At 62.1% G+C, this 10,417-nt stretch carries 6 protein-coding genes and 6 tRNA genes; 5 read left to right on the top strand and 7 right to left on the bottom strand.

Features of this window, described 5'->3' with window-relative positions:
- Positions 1 to 19 precede the first annotated feature (19 nt).
- The 6 genes from ACIPZB_RS23325 to gltX form a co-directional block, all read right to left on the bottom strand.
- Positions 20 to 95, bottom strand: a tRNA-Ala gene (locus ACIPZB_RS23325).
- A 64-nt stretch (positions 96 to 159) separates the two neighbouring features.
- Positions 160 to 235: transfer RNA gene (locus tag ACIPZB_RS23320), tRNA-Glu, on the bottom strand.
- Positions 236 to 278: 43 nt separating this feature from the next.
- Positions 279 to 354 (bottom strand) — tRNA-Ala (locus tag ACIPZB_RS23315).
- A 52-nt stretch (positions 355 to 406) separates the two neighbouring features.
- Positions 407 to 482: transfer RNA gene (locus ACIPZB_RS23310), tRNA-Glu, on the bottom strand.
- A gap of 72 nt (positions 483 to 554) precedes the next feature.
- Positions 555 to 630 (bottom strand) — tRNA-Ala (locus tag ACIPZB_RS23305).
- Positions 631 to 955: 325 nt separating this feature from the next.
- Complete coding sequence (gene gltX, locus ACIPZB_RS23300; protein ID WP_400642902.1) at positions 956 to 2,437, bottom strand: glutamate--tRNA ligase; 1,482 nt, start codon at positions 2,435 to 2,437, stop codon at positions 956 to 958.
- A 143-nt stretch (positions 2,438 to 2,580) separates the two neighbouring features.
- On the opposite strand from gltX, the gene ACIPZB_RS23295 reads away from it, so the two are divergent.
- A complete protein-coding gene (locus ACIPZB_RS23295; protein WP_400642900.1) occupies positions 2,581 to 3,636 on the top strand; it encodes an HlyD family secretion protein in 1,056 nt (351 codons plus the stop codon).
- Positions 3,637 to 3,685: 49 nt separating this feature from the next.
- Complete coding sequence (locus ACIPZB_RS23290; protein ID WP_400642915.1) at positions 3,686 to 5,176, top strand: MDR family MFS transporter; 1,491 nt, start codon at positions 3,686 to 3,688, stop codon at positions 5,174 to 5,176.
- A gap of 217 nt (positions 5,177 to 5,393) precedes the next feature.
- On the opposite strand, the gene uvrB is transcribed toward ACIPZB_RS23290, so the two are convergent.
- Complete coding sequence (gene uvrB / locus ACIPZB_RS23285; protein ID WP_400642898.1) at positions 5,394 to 7,409, bottom strand: excinuclease ABC subunit UvrB; 2,016 nt, start codon at positions 7,407 to 7,409, stop codon at positions 5,394 to 5,396.
- Positions 7,410 to 7,696: 287 nt separating this feature from the next.
- On the opposite strand from uvrB, the gene ACIPZB_RS23280 reads away from it, so the two are divergent.
- The 3 genes from ACIPZB_RS23280 (at position 7,697) to ACIPZB_RS23270 (ending at position 10,410) form a co-directional block, all read left to right on the top strand.
- Entirely contained in the window at positions 7,697 to 8,893 is a 1,197-nt protein-coding gene (locus tag ACIPZB_RS23280) for an amino acid aminotransferase (protein WP_400642896.1), read from the top strand.
- Positions 8,894 to 8,967: 74 nt separating this feature from the next.
- A tRNA-Asn gene (locus tag ACIPZB_RS23275) sits at positions 8,968 to 9,043 on the top strand.
- Positions 9,044 to 9,165: 122 nt separating this feature from the next.
- Positions 9,166 to 10,410, top strand: coding sequence for a nucleoside deaminase (locus ACIPZB_RS23270; protein WP_400642895.1), 1,245 nt, complete (start codon positions 9,166 to 9,168; stop codon positions 10,408 to 10,410).
- Positions 10,411 to 10,417: the final 7 nt, after the last annotated feature.

Below are 10,417 nucleotides of genomic sequence, written 5' to 3'. Positions count from 1 at the left end.
ACGCGAACCCTGGCTAAATTGGTGGAGCTAAGCGGGATCGAACCGCTGACCTCCTGCATGCCATGCAGGCGCTCTCCCAGCTGAGCTATAGCCCCGAAAACAAAAGGCTCATCCAAAATCCGAATGAGCCTCTTTAAGTCCCGCAAAACGCGGGTAAAGTGGCGTCCCCTAGGGGACTCGAACCCCTGTTACCGCCGTGAAAGGGCGGTGTCCTAGGCCACTAGACGAAGGGGACGTAACCTTCGCGAAGATTCGCTAAACGCGAACCCTGGCTAAATTGGTGGAGCTAAGCGGGATCGAACCGCTGACCTCCTGCATGCCATGCAGGCGCTCTCCCAGCTGAGCTATAGCCCCGGATTTCTAGCCTCTCGGCCCAGCGAAATCACTGACATCGCTTGTGCAAAACTGGCGTCCCCTAGGGGACTCGAACCCCTGTTACCGCCGTGAAAGGGCGGTGTCCTAGGCCACTAGACGAAGGGGACGAACCTTCTTACCTTCAAGACCCGGTTGCTGGACCCGGTCTTGCTTGCCAGCCTTGGCTGCCAAGCGGAATTTGGTGGAGCTAAGCGGGATCGAACCGCTGACCTCCTGCATGCCATGCAGGCGCTCTCCCAGCTGAGCTATAGCCCCACAATGTCGCTTTGAACTGAATCGCCGGCTGGGTGCCTGGCGTTTCGTTTTCGTTCATCGCTGTGGACGGGGCGCATATTAAGATCGGATTGCAGGGCTGTCAAACGAATTTTTGAAAATATTCAAAAGTTTTTTCCCAGATAACAATCACTTACCGCCCTGCCCCTGCTATTCGCGGTGCGCATGGCCCTTGTAGGAGCGGCCTTGCGTCGCGAAAGGGGCGCGAAGCGGCCCCACGATCGATAAGTTTGCACAACCGCTGGGGGGCGCTTTGCGCCCCTTTCGCGACACAAGGCCGCTCCTACACAAGATCAGCGGCGCTGCATCAGGCGATGTTCGCCAGCAGCTTCTCCCACTCTTTGTTTTCTTTCTTCGACACGCCGCCGAGCAGATCCAGCGCCTGGCGCAGGCGGTAGCGGGTCAGGTCGGGGCCGAGGATCTCCATGGCATCGAGCACCGACACCGAACTGGCCTGGCCAGTGATCGCGGCGAACATCAGCGGCATGGCATCACGCAGTTTCAGTTCCAAAGCTTCGACTACCGCCTGGATGCAGCCGGTAATGCGGTCTTTTTCCCACTGACGCAGGCTTTCCAGCTTCCACAGGATCAACTGCATCACCTGGCGCACCTGGTCGGCGGACAGCTTCTTGCTCTCGAACAGCTTGGCGTCGAGCTTCAGCGCACCCTCGAAGAAGAAACCACCCAGCGGGGCGACCTGGCTGAAGGTTTCGACCCGGCCCTGCACGTGCGGGGCGATTTTCATCATGTAGTCGCTGTTGAACGCCCACTTCTGCACCCGCGCAGCGAATTCTTCAACCGGCAGTTCACGCAACCACTGGCCGTTGAGCCACGACAGCTTCTCGATGTCGAAGATCGGGCCGCCCAGGGAGATACGCGACAGGTCGAAGTGCTCGACCATTTCGGCCAGGGAGAACTTCTCGCGCTCGTCCGGCATCGACCAGCCCATGCGGCCGAGGTAGTTGAGCATCGCCTCGGGCATGAAGCCCATGCGCTCGTAGAAGGTCACCGAGGTCGGGTTCTTGCGCTTGGACAGCTTGCTCTTGTCCGGGTTACGCAGCAGCGGCATGTAGCACAGCTTGGGTTGTTCCCAACCGAAGTACTCGTACAGCTTGATCAGCTTCGGCGCCGAGGGCAGCCATTCTTCGCCGCGCAGCACGTGGGTGATGCCCATCAGGTGGTCGTCGACCACGTTGGCCAGGAAGTACGTCGGCAGGCCGTCGTTCTTCATCAGCACCTGCATGTCCATGCGGTCCCATGGGATCTCGACGTCGCCGCGGAGCATGTCCGGAACCACGCAGATACCTTCGCTCGGCACCTTCATGCGGATCACATGGGGCTCGCCAGCGGCCAGGCGGCGCTGCACCTCTTCGTCGCTCAGCAGCAGGGCGCGGCCGTCATAGCGCGGGGTTTCACCACGGGCCATCTGCTCGGCACGCATCTGCTCCAGCTCGTCGGCGGTGCAGAAGCAATAGAAGGCGTGGCCGGCATCGACCAGCTGCTTGGCGTACTTGGCGTAGATCTCGCCACGCTCGCTCTGCCGGTACGGGCCGTGCGGGCCGCCGACATCCGGGCCTTCGTTCCATTCGATGCCGAGCCAACGCAAGGCGTCGAAGATCTGCTGCTCCGACTCGCGGGTGGAGCGCAGTTGGTCGGTGTCTTCGATACGCAGGATGAACTCACCGCCGTGCTGCTTGGCAAAGCAGTAGTTGAACAGGGCGATGTAGGCGGTGCCAACATGGGGGTCGCCAGTGGGCGATGGCGCGATACGCGTGCGAACGGTGGTCATGGAGAGTCTCGAACGAAAGATGAAACAAAGGCGAGATGTTAGCAGGGAGCGGGCACCCGGCTCCAGCGATGGCGCTAACGACACTTGTGGACTTACCGTCTGTCGCTGTTAAATTTGCTTACATTTCTGGAACGATAGTCCTCATGCCTGCTCAACTCAAACGCCGCCTACTGGTCTTCTTCAGCCTGGTGGCCATCATCGCCCTCGCCTTCCTCGCCCATTGGTACTTCAAGGGCCGCTTCTTCGAAAGCACCGACAACGCCTATGTCCAGGGCGAAATCACGCGCATTTCCAGCCAGCTCGGCGCTCGCATCGACGAGGTGCGGGTGGACGACAACCAGCATGTCAGCAAGGGAGAGCTCTTGGTGCGCCTGGAGGTCGCCGATTTCCAGCTGGCCGTGGACCGCGCCCGTGCAGCCCTCGCCACCCGTGAAGCCGAACAGGTTCAGGCGCAAAGCCGCCTGACCCAGCAGGGCAGCCTGATTGCCGCCGGCCAGGCGCAGGTTGCAGCCAACCAGGCGACCTTCGACCGTTCGCGCCTGGACCTCACCCGAGCGGAAAAACTGCGCAAGCCCGGATTTGTATCCGAAGAACGGGTGACCACCCTTTCGGCGGAAAACCATGTGGCCAGCTCTCAGGTCGACAAGGCCCGCGCCGACTTGCAAGGCCAGCGCCAGCAGGTCAACGCCCTCACTGCCGAGCTCAAGCGCCTCGATGCGCAGATCGCCAATGCACGCGCCGAACTGGAGCAGGCCGAACTGAACCTGACCCGCTGCGAAATCCGTGCACCGATCAGCGGCACCATCGGCCAGCGCAATGCCCGCAATGGTCAGGTGGTGCAGGCCGGTGCCTACCTGTTGTCGATCGTGCCCGACGAAGCTATCTGGGTGCAGGCCAACTTCAAGGAAACACAGATCGGTCACATGCAACCTGGCCAGCGCGCCGAGCTGTTGTTCGACAGCTACCCCGACACCCCGATCAAGGGCCGCGTCGACAGCCTGTTTGCCGCTTCCGGCGCGCAATTCAGCCTGCTGCCGCCCGACAATGCCACCGGCAACTTCACCAAGGTGGTGCAACGCATTCCGGTGAAGTTGACCTTCGCCGCCGACAACCCGTTGCATGGCCGTATCCGCCCTGGCATGTCGGTGACCGCCACCGTCGACCTGCGCTCCGAAGTCGAAGGTCACGATGGCCGGTGACGCACTCCTGCGGCCCACGGCCGAACCGAGCCGGCGCGACTGGATCGCGGTGATGAGCGTGATGCTCGGCGCCTTCATGGCGGTGCTGGACATCCAGATCACCAACTCCTCGCTCAAGGACATCCAGGGCGCGCTGTCGGCGACCCTGGAGGAAGGTTCGTGGATCTCCACCTCCTACCTGGTAGCGGAGATCATCATGATCCCGCTGACCGCCTGGCTGGTGCAGTTGCTGTCGGCGCGGCGCCTGGCAGTGTGGGTATCGGCGGGGTTTCTGTTCGCCTCCCTGCTCTGCTCGATGGCCTGGAACCTGGAGAGCATGATCGTGTTCCGCGCCCTGCAGGGCTTTACCGGCGGCGCACTGATCCCACTGGCCTTCACCCTGACCTTGATCAAGCTGCCGGAGCACCACCGCGCCAAGGGCATGGCCATGTTCGCCATGACCGCTACCTTCGCCCCGTCGATCGGCCCGACCCTGGGTGGTTGGCTGACCGAAAACTGGGGCTGGGAGTACATTTTCTACATCAACATCCCGCCTGGTCTGTTGATGATCGCCGGCCTGCTCTACGGGCTGGAAAAGAAAGAATCGCATTGGGAACTGCTGAAAAGCACCGACTATGCCGGCATCGTCACCTTGGGCCTGGGCCTGGGCTGCCTGCAGGTATTTCTCGAAGAAGGCCACCGCAAAGACTGGCTGGAATCGAACCTGATCGTGGGGCTGGGCACGGTGGCCCTGGTCAGCTTGATCACGTTCGTCATCCTGCAGTTTTCCAAGCCGCACCCGCTGATCAACCTGCGCATTCTCGGCAACCGCAACTTCGGCCTGTCGAGCATCGCCAGCCTGGGCATGGGCGTGGGGCTTTACGGGTCGATCTACCTGCTGCCGCTGTACCTGGCCCAGATCCAGGGCTACAACGCCTTGCAGATTGGTGAGGTGATCATGTGGATGGGCGTGCCACAGCTGTTTCTGATCCCGCTGGTGCCACAGTTGATGAAGGTGATTTCACCCAAGCTGCTGTGCGCCTTGGGGTTCTGCCTGTTCGGGGTCGCCAGCTTCGGTTCTGGCGTGCTGAATCCTGATTTTGCCGGGCCGCAGTTCAATCACATCCAGATCGTCCGCGCCCTCGGCCAGCCGATGATCATGGTGACCATCTCGTTGATCGCCACGGCGTACATCCAGCCGCAGGATGCCGGGTCGGCGTCGAGCCTGTTCAACATTCTGCGCAACCTCGGGGGTGCCATCGGCATTGCCTTGCTGGCGACCTTGCTGGATGCGCGGACCAAGGTGTATTTCGACTACCTGCGCGAGGCGGTGGTGCCGAGCAACCCGCAGGTGGCCGAACGGCTGGCGCAATTGGCGCAACGGCTGGGCAGTGACAATGCGGCATTGGGCAGGTTGAGCGAGATTACCCACCAGCAGGCGCTGATCATGGCGTACAACGATGCCTTCCATTTCGTCGGGATCGGGTTGGCGGTGGGGATGCTGGCGGTGCTGTTGACGCGCAAGCTGCCGGAGGGATTGAAGGCTGGGGAGGTTCACTAGCCTGTAGCGGCCCTATCGCCGGCAAGCCGGCTCCCACAGGGACAGCACAGCTTCAAAGACTTGTGCAGTACCTATGGGGGCACCACAGGGACAGCACAGCTTCAAAGACTTGTGCAGCACCTATGGGGGCACCACAGGGACAGCACAGCTTCAAAGGCTTGTGCAGCACCTGTGGGAGCCGGCTTGCCGGCGATAGGGCCAGTGCAGACGCAGCAAGTCAGCTGGTAATCAACCGCTCCCGAAGCTGGGTAATCTCGTCACGCAACTGCGCCGCCGCCTCGAACTCCAGGTCACGGGCAAACTGCATCATCTTCTCTTCGAGCTGCTTGATGCGCTTGGTGATCTCACCCGGCGTGCGCAACTCGGCCTCGTACCGGGCGGCCTCCTCCGCAGCCTTGGCCATGCCCTTGCGCTTCTTGCTACGCGCCCCCGGCACAGTGGCGCCTTCCATGATATCGGTGATGTCCTTGACCACCCCCTTGGGCACAATGCCATTGGCCAGGTTGAACGCGACCTGCTTCTCCCGACGCCGTTCGGTCTCATCGATGGCCCGCTGCATCGAACCCGTCATCTGGTCGGCGTAGAGGATGGCCCGGCCATTGAGGTTACGCGCGGCGCGACCGATGGTCTGGATCAGTGAGCGCTCTGAGCGCAGGAAGCCTTCCTTGTCGGCATCGAGAATCGCCACCAACGACACCTCGGGCATGTCCAGGCCCTCGCGCAGCAGGTTGATACCCACCAGCACGTCGAAGGTACCCAGGCGCAGGTCGCGAATGATCTCTACCCGTTCCACGGTGTCGATGTCCGAGTGCAGGTAGCGCACCCGCACATCGTGGTCGGCCAGGTAGTCGGAGAGGTCCTCGGCCATGCGCTTGGTCAGCGTGGTCGCCAGCACCCGCTCGCCCTGACCGACGCGCTTGCGAATCTCCGACAGCAGGTCGTCGACCTGGGTCAGCGCCGGGCGCACTTCGACCTGCGGATCGACCAGACCGGTGGGGCGCACCACCTGCTCGACCACCCGCCCGGCATGTTCCGCTTCATAGGGCCCCGGGGTGGCCGAGACGAAGATCGTCTGCGGGCTCACCGACTCCCATTCGTCGAAGCGCATGGGACGGTTGTCCAGCGCCGAGGGCAGGCGGAAGCCGTACTCCACCAGGGTTTCCTTGCGCGAGCGGTCGCCTTTGTACATGGCACCCACCTGCGGCACGCTGACGTGGGATTCGTCGATTACCAGCAGCGCATCCGCAGGCAGGTAATCGTACAGCGTTGGCGGTGGCGCCCCGGCCGGTCGCCCGGACAGATAGCGCGAGTAGTTCTCGATGCCGTTGCAGTAACCCAGCTCGAGGATCATCTCCAGATCGAAGCGGGTACGTTGCTCCAGGCGCTGGGCTTCTACCAGCTTGTTGGCCTTGTGCAAGTATTCCAGGCGGTCCTTGAGTTCGACCTTGATGCCCTCCACCGCCTCCAGCAGGGTCTCGCGCGGGGTGACGTAGTGACTCTTGGGGTAGAAGGTGAAGCGCGGCAACTTGCGGAAGACCTCGCCCGTCAGCGGGTCGAACGCCGCGATGTTCTCTACCTCATCGTCGAACAGCTCGATACGGATGGCTTCGAGGTCGGATTCCGCCGGGAAGATGTCGATCACGTCGCCGCGCACACGGAACGTGGCGCGGGCGAAATCCATTTCGTTGCGGGTGTACTGCAGGTCAGCCAGGCGGCGCAGCAGTGCGCGCTGGTCGAGCTTGTCGCCACGGTCGACGTGCAGCACCATCTTCAGGTAGGTCTCGGGGCTGCCCAAGCCGTAGATGCACGACACCGTGGTGACGATGATCGCATCGCGCCGTTCCAGCAGCGCCTTGGTCGCCGACAGGCGCATCTGCTCGATGTGGTCGTTGATCGAAGCGTCCTTCTCGATGAAGGTGTCCGACGACGGCACGTAGGCTTCGGGTTGGTAGTAGTCGTAATAGGAGACGAAATACTCCACCGCGTTGTTTGGGAAGAACGCCTTGAACTCGCCATACAACTGCGCCGCCAGCGTCTTGTTTGGCGCCAGCACCAAGGTCGGCCGCTGCACCTGCTGAATGACGTTGGCGATGCTGAAGGTCTTGCCCGAACCGGTCACCCCGAGCAGGGTCTGGTGCGACAGGCCGGCGTCGATGCCTTCGACCATCTGGCGGATGGCCTCGGGTTGGTCGCCGGCCGGCTGAAAACGGGTGACGAGCTGGAACTCGGACATGACGGACCTCGCGGCATTGCAGCAACTGTAAATTTAGCCAGTAGTCTATACCCAAATGCGCCCTGCCGGTGCCGGATTCAAGGCCAAGCTGTGAGCGCCTATTGCGATGGACCTGGCAATTCGACCAATGGTCGAAAAATATTTGCGCAAATTATCTGAAAAGCTGCGTCACAGTGTCGCCGTGACCGATCGGTATCACTATACTGACTCCCCGTTTGTGCACCGCTTCAGTGCATTCGGCTGGAGCGTGTACGTCCTATCACTCTCCATTCAGAGCCAAGGTAACAATGAGCCTGTTTTCCGCTGTAGAGCTGGCACCCCGCGACCCTATTCTGGGCCTCAACGAAGCATTCAACGCCGACCCGCGTACCGACAAGGTGAACCTGGGCGTGGGCGTCTACTGCAATGAGGAAGGCCGCATTCCGCTGCTGCGCGCCGTGATCGAAGCCGAAACCCAGCGTGCCGCCCAGCACGCCTCGCGCGGCTACCTGCCGATCGACGGTATCGCCACCTACGACCAGGCTGTACAGAAACTGATCTTCGGCGCCGAATCGCCACTGCTGGCCGCTGGCCGCGTGGTGACCGTGCAGGCCGTTGGCGGCACCGGTGCTCTGAAGATCGGCGCCGACTTCCTCAAGCGCCTGTCGCCCAATGCCGTGGTGGCCATCAGCGACCCGAGCTGGGAAAACCACCGTGCGCTGTTCGAGACCGCCGGCTTCCCGGTGCAGAACTACCGCTACTACGACGCGCCGAGCAACGACGTCAACCGCGCCGGCATGCTCGAGGACCTGAACAACCTGCCGTCCGGCTCGATCGTCGTGCTGCACGCCTGCTGCCACAACCCGACTGGCGTAGACCTGGGCCTGGACGACTGGAAAAACGTCCTGGAAGTGGTCAAGGCCAAGGGCCACGTGCCGTTCCTCGACATGGCCTACCAGGGCTTTGGTGACGGCATCGCCGAAGACGCCTTCGCCGTGCGCCTGTTCGCCGAATCCGGCCTGGAGTTCTTCGTTTCCAGCTCGTTCTCCAAGTCGTTCTCGCTGTACGGCGAGCGCGTCGGTGCGCTGTCGATCGTCACCGCCTCCAAGGACGAAAGCACCCGCGTGCTGTCCCAGGTCAAGCGCGTGATCCGCACCACCTACTCCAACCCGCCGACCCACGGCGCGACCATCGTCGCCACCGTGCTCAACAGCGACGAACTGCGCCAGATGTGGGAAGCGGAGCTGGCCGAGATGCGCGTGCGCATCCACGGTATGCGCAAGCAGATGGTCGAGCTGCTGGCCGAATACGGCGCCAAGCGCGACTTCAGCTTCGTCGGCCGCCAGGCGGGCATGTTCTCCTACTCGGGCCTGACCGTCGAGCAGGTGGCTCGCCTGAAGAACGAGTTCGGCATCTACGCGCTGGACACCGGCCGCATCGCCGTTGCCGCGCTGAACCAGAGCAACATCCACGTGGTCACCAAGGCCATCGTCGAAGTGCTGTAACTGCTTGATTTAGCTGATTGAATTGCCAGAGGTGGGTTGACTTGCCTCTGGCAATCAGTAAGATATATGCAGATTCCGCGATAGCTCAGTCGGTAGAGCAAATGACTGTTAATCATTGGGTCCCTGGTTCGAGTCCAGGTCGCGGAGCCAAACACTGAAAAACCTCCAGTTGCGTGAGCACTGGAGGTTTTTTGTTTTTGGCGTTCTTGTGTTCCCCATGCCCTGCTCTATCGTTTACAAGCGCATCGCGCGCTCATCGACAGGGAGTCATCATGGACACCATCCAGAATGCCCAACAGGCCGTGGAGCTGGTCGCCAACCAAGCCATCCTGGCCAGCCAGCAAAGCACCTTCGCGGTCGGCGGCTGCATCGTCGACAACCAGACCGGCAACGTACTGGCCGCCTTGCACAACAACGTGCTGATGCCCTTCCCCGGCAGCACCGTACAACCGCCCTTCCTGCCCCATGACCCGACCGCCCATGGCGAGCGACAACTGGTCGACTGGTACTTCGCCAACCGGCAGTCACGCAACCTGCCACCCCCACAGCAACTGACCGTCGTGACAACCCTGGACCCCTGCGCAATGTGCGCAGGCTCGTTGCTGACCGCAGGTTTCAACGTGGCGGTCAGCGCCATCGATACCTATGCCGGGATCAACTACAACAGCCAGTTCGATTTCCCGACGCTGCCGCCCGCTGTGCGCCAACAGGCTCAGGATACGTGGGGCTACTACGCCGTCGATGCGCCCATCGGCCGCGCCTACCAAGGCTCGCAGGGGCCGATTTATGCCGGCCAATCGATAGACGCGGCAGCCTTCACCCTCACCGGTAGCGTATTCGATGCCAGCGTCAACACGGTGCGTGCGGCGAGTAACAACAGCGGCCTTGCGCCTTCCGAGCTGAAAGACCCGACCACCTTGCCTGCCAATAGCAAAGTGCGCCAGGCGCTCAGCGCGTTGAGCCCTTGGGCGCTGCAGGTCAAGAGCACGAACCCGCGCATGCCGGGCCAGGAACTGGCAAAGCCGCTCATTGAAACCGCCCAGCAGGCCGACACGCCAAATGCCGTGGCCTTGCTCGACCCGTTCGGTAACCTGCTGGCCTGCCTGGGCGGGGTGGAAAACCAGTCGCCCATCCGTACCGCGTTCATGGAGACCACGCGCAACTACGCGATCATGCGCTGGACCCTGATGAACGACGCAGACCCCGTGGTTCGCCAGCAGGCCAATGATTACTTGACCCACCCCAAGTACGGCACCTTTGTTTTCCTCTACATCCCCGACCCGAGCACCAGCCAGGCGGTGATGACCTTCGGCGCGTACGGCTCGACCATGGAGGGCGCCGTACCGCAGTCGTTCCCCTCCAATCTGCAATATGTCCTGCTGCCAGACGGCACCACGGCGCAGGCGGTCGCGCAACTGGCGCTGAACCTGCCGCCCTTCTACACCCAGAGCGTGCAAGTCGCACCCAGCCAGGTACTGGACCCCGAGCTGGTCAACGCCGTGCAAGCCTTGCTCTAGCCATGAC

Origin of the sequence: Pseudomonas sp. NPDC089396 (assembly GCF_044749545.1) — a bacterium.
Classification (GTDB): Bacteria; Pseudomonadota; Gammaproteobacteria; order Pseudomonadales; family Pseudomonadaceae; genus Aquipseudomonas.
Note: the sequence above shows the minus strand (reverse complement) of the source record. Positions and strands in the feature narration are given on the sequence as shown.